The sequence below is a fragment of the Rossellomorea aquimaris genome (assembly GCF_020172085.1).
GTDB lineage: Bacteria > Bacillota > Bacilli > Bacillales > Bacillaceae_B > Rossellomorea > Rossellomorea aquimaris_E.
In genome coordinates this window covers 648699-669296 of the sequence record NZ_JAIVAT010000007.1, presented here as the reverse complement: position 1 = coordinate 669296, position 20598 = coordinate 648699, and the positions used below count along the sequence as shown (strand labels likewise).

Annotated in this window: 24 protein-coding genes; 5 read left to right on the top strand and 19 right to left on the bottom strand. The window is 45.4% G+C overall.

Features of this window, described 5'->3' with window-relative positions; translation table 11 throughout:
- Positions 1 to 6: 6 nt before the first annotated feature.
- The 11 genes from LCL96_RS16030 to LCL96_RS15980 form a co-directional block, all read right to left on the bottom strand.
- The gene (locus tag LCL96_RS16030; protein WP_224942640.1) at positions 7 to 747 is read right to left on the bottom strand and encodes a phosphotransferase family protein; all 741 of its coding nucleotides are present in this window, start codon (positions 745 to 747) and stop codon (positions 7 to 9) included.
- A gap of 94 nt (positions 748 to 841) precedes the next feature.
- Positions 842 to 1093 carry a hypothetical protein gene (locus tag LCL96_RS16025; RefSeq protein WP_224942638.1) on the bottom strand — a complete coding sequence of 84 codons (252 nt, stop codon included), beginning with the start codon at positions 1091 to 1093 and terminating at the stop codon, positions 842 to 844.
- Between the two features lie 62 nt (positions 1094 to 1155).
- Positions 1156 to 1851, bottom strand: coding sequence for an ABC transporter permease (locus tag LCL96_RS16020; protein WP_224942637.1), 696 nt, complete (start codon positions 1849 to 1851; stop codon positions 1156 to 1158).
- Positions 1852 to 1867: 16 nt separating this feature from the next.
- Positions 1868 to 2728 (bottom strand): ABC transporter ATP-binding protein, encoded by an 861-nt coding sequence (locus LCL96_RS16015; protein WP_224942636.1) that lies wholly within the window; start codon positions 2726 to 2728, stop codon positions 1868 to 1870.
- 4 nt (positions 2729 to 2732) lie between these two features.
- Positions 2733 to 3005, bottom strand: coding sequence for a hypothetical protein (locus LCL96_RS16010; RefSeq protein ID WP_224942634.1), 273 nt, complete (start codon positions 3003 to 3005; stop codon positions 2733 to 2735).
- Between the two features lie 16 nt (positions 3006 to 3021).
- Positions 3022 to 3813: an aminoglycoside N(3)-acetyltransferase gene (locus tag LCL96_RS16005; RefSeq protein WP_224942632.1), complete on the bottom strand. Its 792-nt coding sequence runs from the start codon at positions 3811 to 3813 to the stop codon at positions 3022 to 3024.
- Between the two features lie 4 nt (positions 3814 to 3817).
- Positions 3818 to 3991, bottom strand: coding sequence for a hypothetical protein (locus LCL96_RS16000; protein WP_224942630.1), 174 nt, complete (start codon positions 3989 to 3991; stop codon positions 3818 to 3820).
- Positions 3992 to 4133: 142 nt separating this feature from the next.
- A complete protein-coding gene (locus tag LCL96_RS15995; protein WP_224942629.1) occupies positions 4134 to 4745 on the bottom strand; it encodes an HD domain-containing protein in 612 nt (203 codons plus the stop codon).
- Positions 4742 to 5272, bottom strand: coding sequence for a DinB family protein (locus LCL96_RS15990; RefSeq protein ID WP_224942627.1), 531 nt, complete (start codon positions 5270 to 5272; stop codon positions 4742 to 4744). The genes LCL96_RS15995 and LCL96_RS15990 overlap by 4 nt, the downstream gene beginning before the upstream one ends.
- A gap of 118 nt (positions 5273 to 5390) precedes the next feature.
- Positions 5391 to 5834 (bottom strand): GyrI-like domain-containing protein, encoded by a 444-nt coding sequence (locus tag LCL96_RS15985; RefSeq protein ID WP_224942625.1) that lies wholly within the window; start codon positions 5832 to 5834, stop codon positions 5391 to 5393.
- A gap of 97 nt (positions 5835 to 5931) precedes the next feature.
- Positions 5932 to 7134: an MFS transporter gene (locus LCL96_RS15980; protein ID WP_224942620.1), complete on the bottom strand. Its 1203-nt coding sequence runs from the start codon at positions 7132 to 7134 to the stop codon at positions 5932 to 5934.
- Positions 7135 to 7515: 381 nt separating this feature from the next.
- Between LCL96_RS15980 and LCL96_RS15975 the strand changes: the two genes are divergently transcribed.
- Together LCL96_RS15975 and LCL96_RS15970 are read left to right on the top strand one after the other, a co-directional pair.
- Positions 7516 to 7656, top strand: a complete 141-nt coding sequence (locus LCL96_RS15975; RefSeq protein WP_224942619.1) for a hypothetical protein — start codon at positions 7516 to 7518, stop codon at positions 7654 to 7656.
- A gap of 108 nt (positions 7657 to 7764) precedes the next feature.
- On the top strand, positions 7765 to 8214 hold the full coding sequence (locus tag LCL96_RS15970) for a hypothetical protein (RefSeq protein ID WP_224942618.1): 450 nt from the start codon (positions 7765 to 7767) through the stop codon (positions 8212 to 8214).
- A gap of 225 nt (positions 8215 to 8439) precedes the next feature.
- Here LCL96_RS15970 and LCL96_RS15965 read toward each other — a convergent pair whose 3' ends face one another.
- Positions 8440 to 9969 carry a glycosyltransferase gene (locus LCL96_RS15965; protein ID WP_224943502.1) on the bottom strand — a complete coding sequence of 510 codons (1530 nt, stop codon included), beginning with the start codon at positions 9967 to 9969 and terminating at the stop codon, positions 8440 to 8442.
- Between the two features lie 26 nt (positions 9970 to 9995).
- Entirely contained in the window at positions 9996 to 11063 is a 1068-nt protein-coding gene (locus LCL96_RS15960) for a glycosyltransferase (RefSeq protein WP_224943499.1), read from the bottom strand.
- A 96-nt stretch (positions 11064 to 11159) separates the two neighbouring features.
- Here LCL96_RS15960 and LCL96_RS15955 point away from each other — a divergent pair, with 96 nt between their 5' ends.
- The 3 genes from LCL96_RS15955 to LCL96_RS15945 are packed head-to-tail and all read left to right on the top strand — an operon-like array spanning position 11160 to position 13793.
- Positions 11160 to 12275, top strand: a complete 1116-nt coding sequence (locus tag LCL96_RS15955; RefSeq protein WP_224942617.1) for an aminotransferase class I/II-fold pyridoxal phosphate-dependent enzyme — start codon at positions 11160 to 11162, stop codon at positions 12273 to 12275.
- On the top strand, positions 12266 to 12907 hold the full coding sequence (locus tag LCL96_RS15950; RefSeq protein WP_263628197.1) for an acetyltransferase: 642 nt from the start codon (positions 12266 to 12268) through the stop codon (positions 12905 to 12907). The genes LCL96_RS15955 and LCL96_RS15950 overlap by 10 nt, the downstream gene beginning before the upstream one ends.
- A gap of 19 nt (positions 12908 to 12926) precedes the next feature.
- Positions 12927 to 13793: a glycosyltransferase family 2 protein gene (locus tag LCL96_RS15945; protein ID WP_224942616.1), complete on the top strand. Its 867-nt coding sequence runs from the start codon at positions 12927 to 12929 to the stop codon at positions 13791 to 13793.
- Here the strand turns inward: LCL96_RS15945 and rfbD are convergent.
- From rfbD to LCL96_RS15915, 6 genes are all read right to left on the bottom strand, one after another.
- Positions 13788 to 14636, bottom strand: a complete 849-nt coding sequence (gene rfbD / locus LCL96_RS15940) for a dTDP-4-dehydrorhamnose reductase (RefSeq protein WP_224942615.1) — start codon at positions 14634 to 14636, stop codon at positions 13788 to 13790. The genes LCL96_RS15945 and rfbD overlap by 6 nt on opposite strands.
- Positions 14637 to 14652: 16 nt before the next feature.
- Positions 14653 to 15618, bottom strand: a complete 966-nt coding sequence (gene rfbB / locus LCL96_RS15935) for a dTDP-glucose 4,6-dehydratase (RefSeq protein WP_224942614.1) — start codon at positions 15616 to 15618, stop codon at positions 14653 to 14655.
- Between the two features lie 5 nt (positions 15619 to 15623).
- Positions 15624 to 16181, bottom strand: coding sequence for a dTDP-4-dehydrorhamnose 3,5-epimerase (gene rfbC, locus LCL96_RS15930; protein ID WP_224942613.1), 558 nt, complete (start codon positions 16179 to 16181; stop codon positions 15624 to 15626).
- The gene (gene rfbA, locus LCL96_RS15925; protein WP_224942611.1) at positions 16168 to 17064 is read right to left on the bottom strand and encodes a glucose-1-phosphate thymidylyltransferase RfbA; all 897 of its coding nucleotides are present in this window, start codon (positions 17062 to 17064) and stop codon (positions 16168 to 16170) included. The genes rfbC and rfbA overlap by 14 nt, the downstream gene beginning before the upstream one ends.
- Positions 17065 to 17596: 532 nt before the next feature.
- Positions 17597 to 19738 carry a hypothetical protein gene (locus LCL96_RS15920; protein ID WP_224942610.1) on the bottom strand — a complete coding sequence of 714 codons (2142 nt, stop codon included), beginning with the start codon at positions 19736 to 19738 and terminating at the stop codon, positions 17597 to 17599.
- Between the two features lie 648 nt (positions 19739 to 20386).
- A complete protein-coding gene (locus tag LCL96_RS15915; RefSeq protein ID WP_224942609.1) occupies positions 20387 to 20566 on the bottom strand; it encodes a hypothetical protein in 180 nt (59 codons plus the stop codon).
- Between the last annotated feature and the right edge of the window lie 32 nt (positions 20567 to 20598).

The window sequence follows — 20598 nt, the reverse complement described above, 5'->3', positions numbered from 1 at the left end:
ATTTTCTCAAAACTGATGTACTATCTCCAATAGCCGCTTTGGATTTTCAGACGAAACCCTCTCCGACAATCTGGCCGCAGCGATTATGGGTGCCCATTGGAAAATTTCATCTTTAGACAAACCGCTTTTCTCACAATAGAGACGCATATACATATCAGCCAGTTCCACTGAAACCTGGGAATACAGGAGATGTGTGCGATATACGTCAGCCCGTCTATCCCCTGCACTGGAATCAACCCAGTCAATGATGGTGACCTTATCATTTGAAAGAATCAAGTTGTATAAATGAAAATCCCCGTGACAGAGATTTTCTTCAAAGGTCATGGAATCTAGTTTTTTTATTAAAACGGACTTTAGCTCATTACCCAATTCGGGTGCAGATTGTATTTGGCGACGCAGTTTTCCCGACATAGGTTCAATCGAATGAGCCTTGGTCTGATGTATGCCCATATGAATGTCTACAGACATGCTCATATAGTACTCCGCTCTTTCCATGTTGTCATTCAGGAAATCCCCTATCGTTTTCCCTTTAATGTGCTCCATGATGATGACCTGTTTCCCATCTATGTTTGTGACATCATAGATTTCCGGCACAGGCAGTCCAAATGAATGGGCATACTGTTGCTTATTCGCTTCTTTGAAGGATTCACCGGCTGGTAATGAGTCATGAAAGATTTTGTAAATATTATTTTTATAGAGATAGACTTGGGCTGTGTTTCCGGTTGCGATTGGGGTGCCTAGGTTCATTGCTTTTCCTCCTTACTTTTCCTGAATTCTTTTAATTCTATAAAATAAAAGAACTTCTATGGACAAGAAGTTCTTGGCGTTAAGCATGTGGCCTTTATGGCTTATTCCAAAAAAACGTCGTCACCACAAATGGAAGAAGCAGTCCGACCACTAATAAGAGACCATTTCCAAACAGGCCTATCTTTCTAGGGATTGTTTTTTCTCCGAACAAGCCTGACAGAAAACCTACGACTGCCGTGATGACTGCAGGTAGTAAGAAAGTGTCCTTTCCTGATAGGGTTAAAAAATAGAATACAAGACCGATTATAAAGATGATGAGTGAACCTATACTGAATGCTTTTTTCAATTGTACTCCTCCTCTTCTCCTATTTACATATGTGGGGTGAACAATATTCATTCGTCTCCCAGCTAGTGCCTTTTCTTCTTCATCATTACGAAATATATGCCCACAAAGAGAAATCCGTACAGCATAATCCAACCATACTCCCAATAAAAACGAACCGGGATGAACGTAACGCCATCGCTTATACTCATCATTGTTAATGACAACTCCACAGGTGGGTACAGCCAGTCCAGCAGTCCTGCATCTGGAAATGCGGAGGCAGCCAGTGACAAAATGAGGACGCTTAGAACTCCCCACCATGTATTCAGCGAATGACGAACAAGCTCCCTTGTGAAAATGGTCGACAACCCGATCGAAAGAATCGCTAAGCAAAAGTGGGACAAAAAGCCAAGGATAAAGTGGGAGGGATCTATTTCATTTCCAAAGGCATGACACACGATTGGATACAGTACGGAAACGAGACTTAACAAGAGTGCAATCATCACGCAAACGATATACAAAGCTAGGTGATACTTCCATTGACTCCCGGTATGCAGCAGAGTGATCTCTTTCTGCCCCTGATCCTCACTGTGAAAAACCGTCACTGTAAACCATCCCATCATAAAAAACAGGGCCAATGATGTAAATGAGTAGCTGTCGTATATGGGATTAGGTTTATATGTATAATTCAGCATCAAGGTAAAAATAAAGATGGTCAATGGAGGGATGAAAGTGAAAGATCTTAGATAATGGATGACATGATAACGTATCAAAGCGTTCAATTTCCCGTCTCCTTTCCTAGAAGTATTCTTTCATATGATGAACGGAGGCATGCAGCTCCTTGATGGAGGCTCCTCTTGTCAGAAGATCACGCAACACATCATCGACATGGATAGTGTTCACCCTCGTTTCCACTCTCTTGATCCCCGTCTCAAGCTCACTCACCTTTTGTACCTCTAGGGAACCGGGCACTCCTTCAAACGCTTCCTCCCCTATTTCAAAGATCAAAACGGCAGAAGGAACTTCCCTCGATTCACTCCGTTGAATGACCCTTTTATCCTTAATAACGAAAACCTCATCCACTAGATTTTCCAACAACCGTGTTTCATGGCAGCTTAGGATGATACTGATTCCAACCTCCTTTAAGTTTGCAAGAATATCTTCCAAGTCACTCTGAGCCACATCGTCCAGCCCGGATAGAGGCTCATCCAGAATCAGGACATCCGTTTCTTCCAGCATCGCCTGCATAATGGTGACCTTTTGCTTCATTCCTTTGGAAAAAGTACCAATCCGTGTATTCCGGACATCCACCATATGAAAGATCTGAAGTAAATCATCCACTCTATTTCGAAGTGGCCCCTTCTCCATTCCCCTGATGCGTCCCATATGAATCAAGTATTCACCCAGTGTAAATGGAATCGTCTCAGGAGTTCGTTCCGGTACATATCCAATCTTTAAAGAAGGAGCCCCTTTGATCACCTCACCTCTGTCAGGTTTCCCTATTCCAGCAAACATTTTTAAAAGAGTGCTCTTCCCCGATCCGTTTTCCCCCACCACTGCAATGATTTGATGAGGGAAAATGGACAAGGATGTTTCCTTCAAGATGATTGATTGACCATAGCTTTTTGTCACTGCTTTCAACTCTATAAGCGGTCCCATCCCTTCACCCATCCCCTGCCAACATATTTAATAAGAAGGAAAGAACCAACCCCGACACCGCTGCCACCAATCCGTTCAATCCGATTGCAGTCAAACTCAAACCACCCCATCCTCCTACCGCCAGGCTCATTATCCAACATACAGCCGACAAAAGGGTCAGCACGAAAAAAAGCTTTACATAAAAAAAAGACGGAACCCGACCGTATTTCTGCAAAGCCTGTAAAAGGCATGCAACAACCATTCCTACGACCACCAAAGATAACACGTCCATCGTCATGATGAATGCCTCCCCGTCAGTTTCTGTTCTTATCCATCCAGCCTACAGCATAGTCCACCATCTGTCTCATCGGCATAAAATAGCTTGTTGCTTCTCCGATCATTCCCTCTTTCACAAAGTCTGTTTCTCTGTAAAAATCATCAAACAGCCGGTCAAAATCGTCGGACTCATTGTTAATATCACGATACGTAGTCCACACTTCTTCCGTGCCTTCTTTTACTTTGACGTCCCAGATTTTCTCTTTCACAAAGGTGTTATTTTGCCTGTATTCAGCAAGGTGTAAAGAAGTATTTGAGTTTGTCGGGGCCCCCAGGAGAAGAATGTAGCCCCCGAGTTCATACAGCTTCCCCAGTGGTGAGTGTTCATTCAGGGAAAAATCGTGCCCATGTTCTTGTGTCAGATATCGTGCGTCTTTCCCCCAAGTCGCAAAAGAAGTATGGGGATGCGGACTCCGGTACACCCCGTCCTGCTTTCTGAACGTCTCAGGGATGAACCCCATGTAAGAGGTGGGGGTGAGATCGGGATGAAAGATCGGCATATTGTCCCGGATGAGTTTCAGCTCTTCATCTGTATACCCGTCTTCAAATTCAGTCGGATCACAAAGATGCTCGGTTTGGGTTGGCATCACAATATTTCCATCCGCACCGACTGCCTCTTCTAATGCCAGAATCACGGAAACCGGTCCGCCTATCACTCTGCCGATTGATTTTAAAGATGAGTGGACGATGAGGGTCATTCCCTTGGCGACACCCATCCTCTTTAAATCTGTTACAATATGACCTTTGGTAATGAGTTTTCCTTTTTCCATGTATTCACCCTCTAGTACGTTTCGCCTGATTGGTCCCTATTAAGTAACTGCCGACTCCAAGCATCATGCCACCACCGACACCCATTAGAGTTCCTAGGCTTACGATATAGGTAGACAAATAGATTCCCAACATAAAGAGGAGTAACCCGGCAATGAATAAAAGCTTACCCGTTTCCATAATTGGTTCCTCCGATCATCTTTCTTGTTAATTCCAATTATTTCAAATTAGTGAGAAATTCACAATCTTTTTTTATCTATTCAGGAAGCGTAGCGTTGATTCTCATAATGTAAAACGATCGTAGAGGAGCTGGGTGCTACCATCAGATTTTTAATTTATCTGTATCGATTCCCGCTTCTTTCAATTTCAAATCTGCCTCAGCCTCGATAACATCCTTGAAAGCCTGCAATGTTCGATCAAACTCCACATGCTTATCCATCATAAAACTCATCCGATGTTCAATATCTAGCCAGGTAGAAATGTCCGCTTCATTATGTTGAATTTGGGCTTCCAATTTATCCAACGCGTTGGCGACTTTAGCTTCATACGTTTCTTTCTCTTCAAATTCATACCACAGTTCGTATAGCTCTTCTCCTAAAGCATTTCCCAGCATATATCGTATTCTCTCAATGGACTTCCTCTCATTGAGCACCTTTTGTTCCTTTACTGCTGAGTCATTCATCGTATCAAATGCCGGGATGTCCCCAGCTTCCGCTTCCACGAGATCGTGGATGATGATCATTTTCAATAATTTCGCCGAATCCACTTTCTCAGTTAAAAATGGCTCTATCAGCATGGCCATCAGGGACACCCTCCACGTATGCTCTGCGACGCTTTCCTGCCTACCGTTTGAGAGCCAGCTGTGCCTCATTTCGTATTTCAGCTTTTCTCCCAGTTTAATGAGTTCTAATATGTTAAAAAGGTCTCTCTTCATGTGTGCTCCTCCGTCTTTAACAATCTGCGTTTAAGCGATCTCATCTGCCCCCGGTGGTTGATTTCATCTTCCAAAACGTGAAACCAGAGGTAGTAATGGTTATGCGAGACACCGTTCGGCCACTCATTCTCTTCAAACAGCCAGTCATCGCTTCTCTTTCTAAGTTCGCCCAGGGTCGTTTCCCTTACTGATGAGAGCTCGTCAATGTAGTATTGAACAGGGTGGCCTTTTATCGTTTTCACCGCTTCCTCACCGAGTTCCAGTGCAGCTTTCCATTTCTGTAGCTCAACTTCATTGATGTCCCGTCCTTCGAATGAAATAACCCCATGAACAAACTCAATAGAAGCAATATGAAGGAGAAGTGTTCCGATTGTATTGATGTCGCCATCTACCAGCTTATCTAAGTCTTCTTCACAGAGATCCTTGATTTCTTCCAATGTAACGGACCGGGTATGTTCAAGCATTGAAACGAGTTCCCCCATCGTTTTCGTGTAACCACCGTTATTTTTTATGCGATAATCGATCATTTCCATTCCCCCTAGCTAATCTACCCTGTATTTTACCAATTCCCTCCATTTTTAACAGACTGATATTTTAGAAATAAGAGTGTTATAATGAAATCAGATATAAAAAAAGAAGCTTATCTTAAGCTCTTTCAATCGGTAGATAAACCTCCACTTCTTCCCCGCCATCCTCTGTGGGATGATACGTCTCCACAATATATGATTCCGTTTTCCTTTGATGTCCCTGTTCTTTTATCCACTTGTTAAGATCCCATTGAAGATGTTCAATATCCGTTCCCTTCGCCGTTGCATAATCTTCGTTCAATTCAATATATAGCATCCCGGCAGGAATGGTAGTGAGAGCTTCGTCTACAGTAACTCCCACATAATAGATCCCCTCTTGATTATCACTACCCTTTTTCGGTTCATACAGAGCGATTTCCGGACCTGTGACGGCTTCCACTTCATGTAATCTCTTTAAAAATTGTTTGGCTCTCTTTGGCACTTCCGTACTAAAGGCAGCAAAAGCACCTTCCCCTTTTAACCCGATGACACGAAACGTTTTCGTCATTTTTTCAACTGGCATGCATATCCCTCCCTGATAGGTTTATCATACCATTATTTCCCTTTTGATTAATATCATAAAAAAAGCTCCCCATCCTAAAAGATGAGAAGCTTATCTCTTATGTCCGCCCCTTCATTTTCACCCTCTGACCAACCAAATATCCACCTGCCAGCACAAAGAAAATGACCAACAGCCAGGCAAATCCATCCGTAAATCCTGTCCGTTCAACAGCATAGCCGAAGAGCGGAAAGCTGATCATGATGACAAAACTCTCCATCAGACCGATCAGAGAAAGAAAAGTAGACCGGATATTGCTTTTCAAAAAGCTTTGCACGAACGAACTGAAGATCGGTTCGAACAGGCTCAGAAGCTGTGCAAGGATCAGAAACGACAGGAGAATCGCCCAGTCTGTTGCAAAAATAAAGAGGACGAAAAACACTAGAAAAAGTCCTAATCCGTAATACAGGATGTTGAAGAATTTGAATCGTTCCTCCACCTTGTACGCAATCTTTGCCATGACGACGCCGAGGAGTCCTTCAATCGTGAAGACGGCTCCGACGACGATGGATGAATAGCCAAGTGTCACGAAGTATTCCTGTCCGTAAAATACCATAATGACCATGACGGCACTTGCCAGGATAAAGAGGACGACCGGTGCGTGAATGACCCCGTTATTTCTCCACACACTGACCCCGAGCCGGAATTGATGGACCCACTTGCTGTACCAACGTCCGCTGATTTCCTCGGTCTTCTCCCGCTCAGGTTCTTTCATGAAGAGAAGGGGGATCACCGCCAGGACGTGGGTGAAGATCGTGGACCCGTACACCCATTCCCAGCTGACTTCAGCCATGAAACCGCCGAGGAATTTTGCCAGGCTCAGGGATAACAGGGAAATCGCCGTCATGCTGCCGATGACCCGCGTATAATCCTTTTCCCGTTTATCATTTTTCAATGTGTCATAAGCAAATGCCTGCTCGGCTCCTGAATGCAGGGTGACCATGAGTCCCATTGACAAAAACGCCAGAGTGAACATGGAAAACGTGCCGCTTAACAGCATGAACAATCCGTAAAGCAAGCTGAACACATTCCCAATCAAGAGACTGACCTTCCTTCCATACAAATCAGCGATCATCCCAGTTGGCACCTCGAATAACACGATGGCCAAATGGAGCAGGGACTCGAGAATCCCAATCTCACCCAGTGTCATCCCCTTGTAGCCAAGATAGATGACCCATAGCGCCCGGTCGAAGAACAGCTGGGCAAAAAAGAGATAAAAGTATAGTAAATAGATATTGTTCTTTGTTTTCAATATGCTCATCATTTCATTTCGTCCTCTCGTTAAGAAAGCACAGACGGCTGTACCCGCCGGAGCTGAATAAAAGTAAAAAAACCACAGGGAATCATTCCCCATGGCTCTCGCTATTAATAGGAAATCATACACTTGTTCACATTATGAAAAATCAGCTAAAAAAGGACAGACGTGTCCCGAGGACGGCTGAAATTCCAATAATAGACATCATTAATACACGATATTTTTTGATGTCTACAGTGAACGTATGCATGATATTCCCTCCTTTAAATTGTAAGATTCTATTTCATTATATCTCTCTTCCTTTTTCTGGACAAGATAAACATTGATCCCTTCAACATATCTCCCCCATGCCTGTTCATACTAAGAACAAACTGGGAGGTGATTTTCTTTATGAAGCAGACGAATAAATCTGAAATGAAAGCCTTGCCGTCTGGGACCGACCCTCAACAGGTGAAAAAACAAATACAAAAAGATGTAGCAAATGGCCAGGGAGCCATGACTTCCCGTGAAGCAGGAGCCATGCGTGACTAATGACAGAGGAGGCGGTTCATACCGCCTTCTACTTTTTCAATGAGGTATGGGTTGAAGGTAGAATGTCCGATTCACATGTTTTATAATGGAATGAAGGAGGTGAGAAAATTGGAAAAGCAGATCCTTGAAATACTTCTAGATTTACAAGGTGAGATGAAAGAAGTCCGTAGCGATATGAAAGAGTTTCGAAGTGAGTTGCAAAAGACTCAAGCTGATGTAGGTACCATTCGCTCAGATCTAAAAGAAACCCAAGATGACGTTCGTACTATTCGTTCCGATCTGAAAGAAACCCAAGATGACGTCCGTATTATTCGTTCCGATCTGAAAACGACCCAAGATGACGTCCGTATTATTCGTTCCGATCTGAAAACGACCCAAAATGATGTAAAGGAAATCAAGGGAACCGTTAATCGTATTGAAGCATCACAAAACGAAGATGTCATTCCTTTGTTAAAGGTGACGAAGCAGAATACAGAATCTGAATTTCACTATTTGAATACAAGACTGACAGATATCGATAAACGTGTCTTCAATCTTGAGAACCGGGTGGAACGATAAGTTTCGGAATGAAATAAGAGACATCACCATTCAATATGTCCACCCTCATTTCTTTCATGACTCCAGATTCCATAAAAAAACTCCACTTTTTAAAATAGCTCTACTCTTACGTTCAAACCTTTATCTTACTCCACTTCCCAACCATCTTTGAAAGCCACTGACACAGCCCCCCTGATAAATCATCCAAAACAGGAACTTTACCATATCTTCAAAAATCACTATGCCCTACGGCATAACCACAATCTTCTCTTTACATGTAGAACAGTATTTAGCATACGAAATACATGTTTCTACAGAGTCAACAGGTTCCATCGGCCACCACTTAATGGATCCCATCGGTGCCAGGGACGCATAGGTTTCCACTTCAGTCGGGATGCGCCCCACCACGACAACTTCTTGATTCCGGAACCGGGTTTCGCTGCCCTTTTTGAGGGTCTTGATCAACTGGGTGGAATCGTAGTCCTTACAAGAGTATGGAATGGGAAAAAGGATTGACACCCTCGACTCGTCTTCATGGATGATATGGGCCGTCTCTTTTCCTTTATCATCTTCTTTCCTTTCCCAAACCCGCTTGTAGGGAATTTCCTCTATAAGATTCTTTTCCCGCAATCGTTGAACGATTCGCTCATGATAATAACGATGGAGCTGTTTGACCAGAATCTGAATTTGCTGATTCCGGGTAAAGGTCGAATTGCTGCCGTGTTCATTTCGATATTGGATGTACAATAACTCGGGAATGGCTACAAAAGTCGTGGTCAGGAATGTACGGACGAGGAGATCATAATCGTCCGCTACCATCAGTTCTTCCCGATGTCCCCCCACCAAGTGATAGCACTCTCTCGTCCACGCACGCGGATGATTCGGCAAGCCGACCAGATGCCTGATGGTGCTCCCATTGATGGCTGAGTGCTTATTTACATTCTGCCACCGGTTCATAGCATGGACCCACACTCGATAATAGATACTGTATCCGTACCCTGAATCCCAACCGTACCAATGAGCCCGCTTGCTTGTATCATAGACTTCCGTACAGTCACCATAGGCAAATCCACAATCTGGATTGTCAATGAATGCAGTCACGATTTTCTGCAGACAGTCTGGTGTCAATTCATCATCGTGATCGATTTCCACAAGAATCTCTCCGGTGCATAGACCCGCTGCATACCTTTTCACTGCTCCAATGTAACCGCTCCGTGAATCCTGGCGGTAACATCTCACACGAGGATCCTCGAGCGACTTTAGATCTTTATGATATGTGGCATCATCGTCGCCGGAATCATCCACGATCACCCATTCCCAGTTAGTATAGGATTGATTAAGGAGAGACCGATAGGGACGCTTGATTTTTCCCCCTGATCGATAGGCCGCTGTGAATACGGATACCATGGGCAGGTCTGAGGTAAATTGGCTGGATGGGACCGGTTTGGAGAAGGGAAGCGGATCGGTGCGTATCAACCAACAATAGAACAGCCGATAAGGTTCAATATCATCTTGGGAGGAATAATGAAGCCAGCGTCTTCTCTCTGTTGTGGGAAGTGAACTCATCGTTTTGAATTCTTCCCAGTCTGATCCAAGTGTCACATATACACGGGGATGCTTAGGGTGAATCTCTGGCAAGGGATCAATCGCCCCCAATACATTCACCGATATCCCACTTTCATTAAGCTTCAGAACCAACTCTCCAATCCTTTCATCTTTATACTGTGCTGAAATTATCAGATAAGCTGTCAATATGGGAGTACCACTCATAGATATACTAATTCCCCTTTCATTTAAACGTCCTACGAACCGATCATATATTGGATTTTTTTCATCACCACTTCCTTACAGTTAAACTTTCTTCGAATGGATCCTGCACCTGTCTCTCCTATTTTCATAGCTGTTTTTACATTTTCTTTTACCCAGTTCAATGCATCGACAATTGAGTAGCTCATTGCTTCAACCTCTAAATAATCCACCCCTGCCACCAGGGTCAGACGGTCATTTCTTGGATTTGTTGACACAAGCAGACATCCCGTCGACATGGCATCGGCTGCTACCGTTACGGGGAAACCGTCGAGAGCATACTGATCTTGAGTACCAGTATATAGAAACACATGAGAATGCTGATATATCTTCTTCAATTCTTCCGGTGATAAAGAACCATAATAAGAGAACTGTTCATTCGTCAACAGATGAAGCTCCCTCTCCCAATCTCCAACAATATTTAAATAAAAGCTATCATCCAATTGATTAAACACGTTTGCTAAAAGAGGAAACCCTTTCCTAACACTCCTATTGGCAGCAAAGGTCAGTTGAATCTTATCCTCAAGAAACTTTTGGTTAAATGAATAATAGTCAGTATTAATGACAATTGGAGTAAAGATACTACTTGGAATCTCGTCTAAGACCTCTTGAACATTGGTAAAGATGCATGAACATCCCTCTTTCACCACAGAGAGGAATGGAGCAGGAATTTCAGGTTCCAGCCCACCCCCTGGATACAATGTGGTATGCAGTCGAATGCCCTTCTCTTTCAAAAAAGAAGATAAGTCTAAATGCGGTTTTGAGCCCGGTAAAGTGAATCCACTAGGTATCGTTGTACACCCAAGCAAGCTGCAAGCAAGATTCAGGAACACACAATAAACATCCGTGATCCCTTTCTCTTCTGCCATTTCTTTAAATACTTCAATAGGAAATACCGGTGCCGGGAACTCGTCACAGCTTACGTTAGTAGCAAAAAATAACGTGTCCGGCCTCTGTTTAAAAAACTCAATAGATTCCCAGTACCGAAACCCGCTCTGTTTCCAGGGAAAAAAAGTATCAATGACTGCAAGGCGGCGTCCTTGTCGTAAATTCAAAGACCTCACTCTCCTCTTCATCATTCGTAAACTCTTCATACAAAGTCTATTCTCTGGCCACTCAAAATATATTGAATAGGGAAAGGAGTTGAACGTTCCTATCCTATGATGAATATTCCCTTTTTACGACCTCATTTAGTGACTCAGGAAGATCTTTCTCCATATTTGAGGGAGATTGACGCTTCCAGACAATATAGCAATTTCGGACCGCTCAATGCACGTCTTGAAAAAATGATCCTGGACGATTACTTTGAAGGAGTTGGAGCAGTCACCACTGTTAGCAACGCGACCATCGGATTGATATTGGCCCTTTCAAGATGCAGACGTCCTCATGGAAAGTATGTACTGATGCCAAGCTTCACCTTTTCAGCCACCCCTTTATCGGCGTTATGGTGTGGACTGGAACCGTACTTTGTCGATGTAAATAAGGACGATTGGTGCATGGATACAGAAATGGTCGATGAATTACTTTCCACCTTGGGAGATCAAGTGGCGGCCGTGATGCCGTATGCCACATTCGGAACTAATCTGGATCTTACGTATTATGCCTCTTTACATGATTCAGAGATACCGGTCATTGTAGATGCGGCAGCGAGCTTCGGTGTGAATGGACAATACGGACATTTCGGAAAAGGGTTTCCTGGAACTGTGGTATTTAGCTTCCATGCAACAAAATCATTTGGTGTGGGAGAAGGCGGTCTCATCTATTCAAGGGATGAAGGATCCATTTCAGACATCAGACAAACGGAAAATTTCGGATTCACCGCAGGAAGAGAAACTGCTTTAAAAGGACTGAACGGCAAAATGTCTGAATATCCTGCGGCTATCGGGCTTGCCACGTTACAGGCCTATCCGCGTAAGATAGGTGAACGGCAAAAAATCTACCAATGGTATGTTGAAGCCTTGAAGGATAAGCGGCTTTTATCACAGGGGTGGGAACTTCAAGCGGCAAAGGGCCGGATTCCCTATCAATTCATGCCCGTCTTATGCCCACCTGAAAAGAAAAACCATGAAATCATCGAGGTCCTGAATCAAGATCAAATCGAAGCCCGCACCTATTTCTCACCTCCCTGCCATCAGCATCCCCTGTTTTCAAACCATAAGCGAACGACCATGCGCTACACGGACCATATTTCAAGAAGAATTGTCAGCCTTCCCTTGTGGGAGGAAATGACGGAGCCGTTGGTGGAACGAATTGTAACAAGGATGGCTTGCTCATAGGACCGCTTGTCATATGGGGATGCGGCGGTCATGCACGGGAGGTTCTTCATCTATGCGAGCAAATAGGAGTACTTGTCATCGGATTTCTTGATGAGCGACCAGAGTATAAGGGAAAAGTCGTGGACGGCCTCCCTGTTCTCGGTGATCTCCAAGATATTCTGCATCTCAAGGATCAGGTGAGGATAGTATGCGCCGGAGTAGGTGATCCTTTTTTAAAGAAACATTTCGTTGAAAAAACGACACTCCTCGGCTTTCAGCCAGCGGATTCTTTGATTCACCCTTCCATATATTTGTCCAATCGGAATACAATCGGTAAAGGAACGATCATCTGTGAAGGAACGATCCTGACGACGAACGTTCAGGTCGGTAACTTCGTGATTCTGAATAGGGGTGTCATCCTGAGTCATGATGATATCATTCACGATTATGCAACGGTTTCCCCAGGTGCAAGCATAGCAGGAAATGTAACGGTGGGAGAAGGAGCAACAATCGGGATCGGGAGTTCGATCCGGGAAAAGGTATCCATAGGAGCCTGGTCGATGATCGGAGGCGGTTCATTTGTGAAAGGAAACGTCCCTCCCCATACGCTGTATGGCGGGGTCCCCGCCATATTTAAGAAAAACTGGCCATAACGAAGAATGAGGTGATAAGATGGATCGACCGTTGGTGAGCGTCGTCATTCCCGCATACAATCGGCCTGGCACATTGAAAATTGCTTTAGAGAGTGTCCTCTCCCAATCGTATCCGGCGATCGAGGTGATCATTTGTGATGACAGTTCGAACGATGATGTAAAGGAAATGGTTCAGCCCTATTTAAAGAAGCACCCCTTCATCACCTATGTAAAGAACGAGCAGAATCTGTTCTTAAAAAACTGGCATAAATGCTTTGATCTGGCTAAGGGGGAATACATCAATTATCTGATGGACGATGATGTATTACACCGTGACAAAATAAAGAAAATGATCTATTTCTTTGAATCATTTGAAGGGATTTCCCTTGTGACCTCTTTCAGGCAAACCATTAATGAAGCAGGGGATCCCATCGCCCCCTTAACCGCTACGAAACGCTTATTCAAAGAATCAAGGATCATGGATGGCAGGATATTTGGGGACATGGCTCTGACACAATGCTTGAATATTGTCGGAGAGCCTACGACGGTTCTATTCAGAAAAAGCGATCTTGATGAGCCTTTTGGCGTTTATAAGGGGAAACAATATTCCCTGCTGAACGATCTCGCTTCCTGGCTTGGGCTTCTTTCCAAAGGGAAGGTAGCTTACTTGACGGATGCCTTGAGCTACTTCAGGATCCATCCGTCCCAAAACAATCAGACTCTTGGTGAAAAGACGTTCAGCCAGTGGCTGGACCTGATCATTGCGTCAAGGGAAGGTGGCTTTTTAAAAGCAGATGAAGATTTTCAAAAAGCCCTTCTCCGCTATCGGGAAAGGGTGCAACATCGTCCCGCTTTCAAGGACGATCTCAAACGGATCGCTGATACATTGAACCAAATGAGGTCATGATGGATTCTGAGCTAAATATCTCCTCAAACCGTCTTTCCAATGAGGCATGGCCCCAAAATGATTGATCCTGAGCCCCATGTGATCCAGCACTGAGAAGGCGGGCCTCTTAGCAGGCCTACTGAATTGTTCTGACGTACACGGTTTGAGGTCGACTTCCATACCGCGCTGAATGAACAGTTCTTCCGCAAATTCATACCAGCTGCAGTAGCCTGAGTTGCTTATATGGTACGTTCCATATTTGGAGGTGCCGATGAGCCCGACAATGGAAGATGAAAGGTCTACGGTATACGTCGGGCTCCCCCTTTGATCATCCACAACGGAAAGGGGTGATCTCACTCTTGCAAGCTTCAGCATCGTCTCGACAAAATTCGGACCTTTTTGACCGAACAACCAGGATGTTCGCACGATAAAATACCGTGAATTCACTTCCTTCACGATCCTTTCACCAGCTAACTTTGATTCCCCGTAGACATTGATTGGTGATGGATGGGAAAATTCATGATAGGGTACACCTGATTCCCCATCAAATACATAATCGGTGCTAATGTACACAAACGGTACTCCCAAACGTTCTGCAGCCGTTGCTACATAGCGGGTGCCCCAAGCATTGACCAGAAAGGCCCGGTCGGCATTCTTTTCCGCTGCATCCACCTTGGTGTATGCAGCACAGTGAATGATGACATCCGGATGTGCGTTCAAGATGACTTCTTCAACGTTGTCTGGAATTGTCACATCCATCTCAGCTTTATTTTTCCCCAGCACTTTATACCCGTGGCTTTGCAAAAGCCGACAAAGATCCGTCCCTAACTGCCCTTTGGCTCCTGTGACAAGCACCTTCTTCACAGAGAGTCTCCCCCTTTCATTCCGTTCTCTTTCCCCACCATTCTTCGTTCGATTGATACCAGGTAATCGTCTCCAGAAGACCTATTTCAAACGAATGGGACGGACTCCACCCCAGCTCCCTTTGAATTTTTCCAGAATCAATGCTATAGCGAAAATCATGACCCGGCCGGTCGGCAGTAAACATGATCAGATCCCGTGACTTCCCGAGAGCATCCACAATACTATGCACAATCTCGAGATTGGTTCGCTCATTGTGTCCTCCGATATTATAAACTTCACCGGGCTTCCCTTTTTGAATAACGGCATCGATGGCGGAACAATGATCCCTGACATGCAGCCAATCACGGATATTCTCTCCATTTCCGTAAACCGGCAGCTCCTTCTCTTGAATGGCCTGTAGGATCATACGGGGAATAAGTTTCTCCGGAAATTGAAACGGACCATAATTATTGGAACAACGGGTGATATTCACATTCAGACCGAATGTTTCGTAATAGGCACTGACCAGACAGTCTGCACCTGCCTTACTGGCTGAATATGGACTGTTCGGCTTCAGAGGACTCTCTTCTGTGAATGCCCCAGAGCGTCCCAACGATCCATACACTTCGTCCGTGGAAATTTGGATAAACCGAATCCCATGTTCCTTGGCGATATCCAACAAACATTGGGTCCCCATCACATTCGTCCGGACGAATTCCGCAGAGCTCCGGATACTCCGGTCCACGTGGGATTCTGCGGCAAAATGGACAATCAGCTCCACATGATGCTTTCTTATCACATTGTCCATCAATTCATGATGTGTCACATCCCCCTTCACAAAGGAATAATGCTCACTCCCTTGGATATCCTTCACATTCTTCAAATTACCGGCATACGACAAAACATCCACATTCACTATGGGCTGCTTCGGGTACTTCTCGATCATGTAGCGGATAAAGTGGCTTCCAATGAATCCCGCCCCGCCTGTCACCAGTATCGTCATATACGTTACTCCTTTATTGAAAAATCAAATTCCGCCTGTTCCAACGAAGGCAGTGCAGAATCCTTATCGGATAATACCGGAGACGCTACCGGCCAATCGATGGACAGTTTCTCGTCATCCCATTTGATCCCTCTGTCCAATGAAGGATCATAATACTCATCGACTTTGTACAAAACCGTTGTGTTTGGAGAAAGTGTACAAAATCCATGAGCCATCCCTTTCGGCACAAGTAGCTGGCGATTACTCTCTGAATCCAATACGAAACCAAGCCAGTGGCCATATGTGGTTGAATCTCGGCGCAGATCTACTACCACATCATAGATGGAACCGGTGACCACTCTCACAAGCTTGCTCTGAGCCTTCGGATTCAATTGATAATGCAACCCCCTTAAGACACCTTTCTCCTTGGAAAAGGAGTGATTATCCTGTTTGAACTCTTGAGGGAGGCCCAGGCTTTTCAGCCATTGTTTATGAAAGGTTTCCATGAAAAATCCCCGATGATCTGTATGAATTCTTGGCTCAAGAATCCACACCCCCTCTATTTCCGTTTCACGTATCTTCATGTTCCACCTCGAATCGCCTTTTCTTGACCAACTCTTTTAAATACTTACCGTAATCGCTTTTCACAAGAGTATCTGCAAGAGTATTCATTTGTGCTTCAGAGATATACCTCTTCCGGTAAGCAATCTCTTCAATGCACCCCAATTTTATCTGCTGTGTTTCTTCAATTGTCTTGACAAACTGTGATGCCCTGAATAAAGACTGTGTCGTCCCTGCGTCAATCCAGGCATCCTTGGAATCGAGCAATTCCACGGATAACTCCCCACCAGCTAGGTAGACTTGATTAATATCCGTGATTTCCAGTTCACCGCGATCCGATGGTTTCAGGTTCTTCGCTATCTCCACCACACGTTGATCATAAAAATAGAGTCCAGCAACTGCATAATGTGAAGAAGGGTACAATGGCTTCTCTTCAATGGAATTTGCCTTTCCGTCCTTTGAAAAGCTCACTACTCCGAAACGCTCAGGATCGCTTACGTAAGACCCGAATACCGTGGCACCTTTGTTGCGCTCCACTGCCTTTCTCATTCTCTGCTCGAAAGTGTGCCCATAGAAGAGATTGTCACCCAGAATCAAAGCAACACGATCATTATTAATAAACTTCTCTCCAATCAGAAAAGCCTGTGCAATCCCTTCCGGCTTTGGTTGTACCGCATAATCAATTTGAATTCCTAGATTGGAACCGTCACCAAGTAACTCCCTGTATCTTGACACATCCTGAGGAGTGGAGATGATCAACACTTCTCTGATTCCGGCGCTCATCAGAGTGGATAAGGGATAATAAATCATTGGTTTATCATATATAGGCAACAAATGCTTTGATATTGATTTGGTCAGGGGAAATAACCGGGTACCACTACCTCCTGCTAATACGATGCCTTTCAATACTTTCCCCTCCTCTCATCAAAGAAACTAATCATATTTCATATGTATTGTATGAGATAGATTTTCATTTGGAACTGTACTTATTAAGAAAAAGTGACTGTTTCTCCCATACAGAAAAGCCGCACCATACCCATAGTGCGGCTACTATCTTCAAACTGTTAGGATAACAATATAGTGACAGCTACTCCATTATTAAGGTTAGTACCCATAGCATGATCAATTCTTACCGATAACAGATCACATTGGTTAACCGGAACATTTGCAGAAGCAAAATTGCAGCAATTAGGATTAACAACGGTTACGATTGCAGTCGTATCAACCGGGGTGACCGCACAGGTAGTACTCCTCACAACTGTTGCTGTTACTGTTGTAATGGCATTATCACGAGTGTGTAAAACGACGCCGGTGATAGTTGAATTACGTGGGACCACTACGGTATTTCTTGCATACATATTAGAATTTGAACCTAATCCAATATAATGTCCGTTACTTACATTTGCAGGAGTAGCTAAATAGATGCCGGAACCGGTACCTACAGGCCCTTGTGGACCTTGAGGTCCTTGGTTACCCTGAGGACCCTGGTTTCCTTGTGGACCACGTTCTCCTTGTGGACCTTGGTTTCCTTGAGGCCCTTGATTTCCTTGAGGTCCTTGGTTCCCTTGTGGGCCACGTTCTCCTTGTGGACCTTGGTTTCCTTGAGGCCCTTGATTTCCTTGAGGTCCTTGGTTCCCCTGTGGACCCTGATTCCCTTGTGGGCCGCGTTCTCCTTGTGGACCTTGGTTTCCTTGAGGCCCTTGATTTCCTTGAGGTCCTTGGTTCCCCTGTGGACCCTGATTCCCTTGTGGGCCACGTTCTCCTTGTGGACCCTGGTTTCCTTGAGGACCCTGATTCCCTTGTGGGCCACGTTCTCCTTGTGGGCCTTGATTTCCTTGAGGACCTTGGTTTCCTTGAGGACCTTGGTTCCCTTGTGGGCCACGTTCTCCTTGTGGACCCTGGTTTCCTTGAGGACCCTGATTCCCTTGTGGACCACGTTCTCCTTGTGGACCTTGGTTTCCTTGAGGACCTTGGTTCCCTTGTGGGCCACGTTCTCCTTGTGGACCTTGGTTTCCTTGAGGCCCTTGATTTCCTTGAGGTCCTTGGTTCCCCTGTGGACCCTGATTCCCTTGTGGGCCGCGTTCTCCTTGTGGACCTTGGTTTCCTTGAGGCCCTTGATTTCCTTGAGGTCCTTGGTTCCCCTGTGGACCCTGATTCCCTTGTGGGCCACGTTCTCCTTGTGGACCTTGGTTCCCTTGAGGACCTTGGTTTCCTTGAGGACCTTGGTTCCCCTGTGGACCCTGGTTTCCTTGAGGACCACGTTCTCCTTGTGGACCCTGATTCCCTTGTGGACCCTGATTCCCTTGTGGGCCACGTTCTCCTTGTGGACCTTGGTTTCCTTGAGGACCTTGGTTCCCCTGTGGACCCTGATTCCCTTGTGGGCCACGTTCTCCTTGTGGACCTTGGTTTCCTTGAGGACCTTGGTTCCCCTGTGGACCTTGGTTTCCTTGAGGACCTTGGTTCCCCTGTGGACCCTGATTCCCTTGTGGGCCACGTTCTCCTTGAGGACCTTGGTTTCCTTGAGGACCTTGGTTTCCTTGTGGACCTTGGTTTCCTTGAGGACCTTGGTTTCCTTGAGGACCTTGGTTTCCTTGAGGGCCTTGATTGCCCTGTGGACCTTGTTCGCCTTGTGGTCCCTGTTCGCCTTGTGGACCTTGCTCACCTTGAGGGCCTTGCTCACCTTGTGGTCCCTGTTCGCCTTGTGGACCTTGCTCACCTTGTGGACCCTGTTCGCCTTGTGGACCTTGCTCACCTTGTGGACCCTGTTCGCCTTGTGGACCTTGTTCTCCTTGTGGGCCTTGCTCACCTTGTGGGCCTTGTTCACCTTGTGGTCCCTGTTCGCCTTGTGGACCTTGCTCACCTTGTGGGCCTTGCTCACCTTGTGGACCTTGTTCTCCTTGTGGTCCCTGTTCGCCTTGTGGACCTTGCTCACCTTGAGGGCCTTGTTCACCTTGTGGTCCCTGTTCGCCTTGTGGACCTTGCTCACCTTGTGGACCCTGTTCGCCTTGTGGACCTTGCTCACCTTGTGGACCCTGTTCGCCTTGTGGACCTTGTTCTCCTTGTGGGCCTTGCTCACCTTGTGGGCCTTGTTCACCTTGTGGTCCCTGTTCGCCTTGTGGACCTTGCTCACCTTGTGGGCCTTGCTCACCTTGTGGACCTTGTTCTCCTTGTGGGCCTTGTTCACCTTGTGGTCCCTGTTCGCCTTGTGGACCTTGCTCACCTTGTGGACCCTGTTCGCCTTGTGGACCTTGTTCTCCTTGTGGTCCCTGTTCGCCTTGTGGACCTTGTTCTCCTTGTGGGCCTTGTTCTCCTTGTGAGCCTTGTTCTCCTTGTGGTCCCTGTTCGCCTTGTGGACCTCGCTCACCTTGAGGGCCTTGCTCACCTTGTGGTCCCTGTTCGCCTTGTGGACCTTGCTCACCTTGTGGACCCTGTTCTCCTTGTGGACCTTGTTCTCCTTGTGGGCCTTGTTCTCCTTGTGGGCCTTGTTCTCCTTGTGGTCCCTGTTCGCCTTGTGGACCTCGCTCACCTTGAGGGCCTTGCTCACCTTGTGGTCCCTGTTCGCCTTGTGGACCTTGCTCACCTTGTGGTCCCTGTTCGCCTTGTGGACCTTGCTCACCTTGTGGGCCTTGAGGACCTTGAGAGCCCTGTTCTCCCCCAGCCGGCCCTTGAGGACCCTGTTCTCCGTTTATCCCCTGAGGTCCTTGTGGACCCTGAGGACCTGGGGGACATTTATATGGAAAGAACGAGCAGCTTTCAGGCGGTTCATATAAATCTTTGAAATAATCTTTCAGTGAATAATTCTGTCTTCCTAGCTTTAATTTCTTTTGATTGTTCTTCTTGTTCAATTCCCTCTCCTCCAGGAAGAAATTCTTAAACAGATGCTGGACTGAAAAAAGAATGCTAATATAAGCGATAGAAAGGTTTATTAACCTGTATTCGACATCTGATTCTTTCAATCTAAAACTGACAGTCAAAGATTGATAACAAACTGCGCTATTTAACAATATCTATATATGTATATATTTTTTGGAGGAGGTTGGACACAACGTATATCATGGGATTACAAAAAAAGATGTACAATGGGACAACGAAAAAGGGTACAAATCCCTTGGAAAATGGATTAGCACCCTACTTTTTTCTATGAAATTGATTGAAGAATGCGCCACACTATTTCATGGACTTTCATCAACATTTGTTAGTCAAATCCCTTTATCCTACATGGGCCTCGTCAATCCGTTTTCCTTCTCTTGTAAGGTACCTTTGCCCATTCCCATAGCAGGATGAATAAGAACATTACTAAACAGATTGCCATATTTTCAATCCATCTTATATCCCCGTTTTTAACCCCTTGATAGAGTGTCTTTACAACGAAATAGATAAGGGGGAGTCGAATACTTTCTTTAAACATATTAAAGGACTCCTTTTTTTCAATAGTTCTCT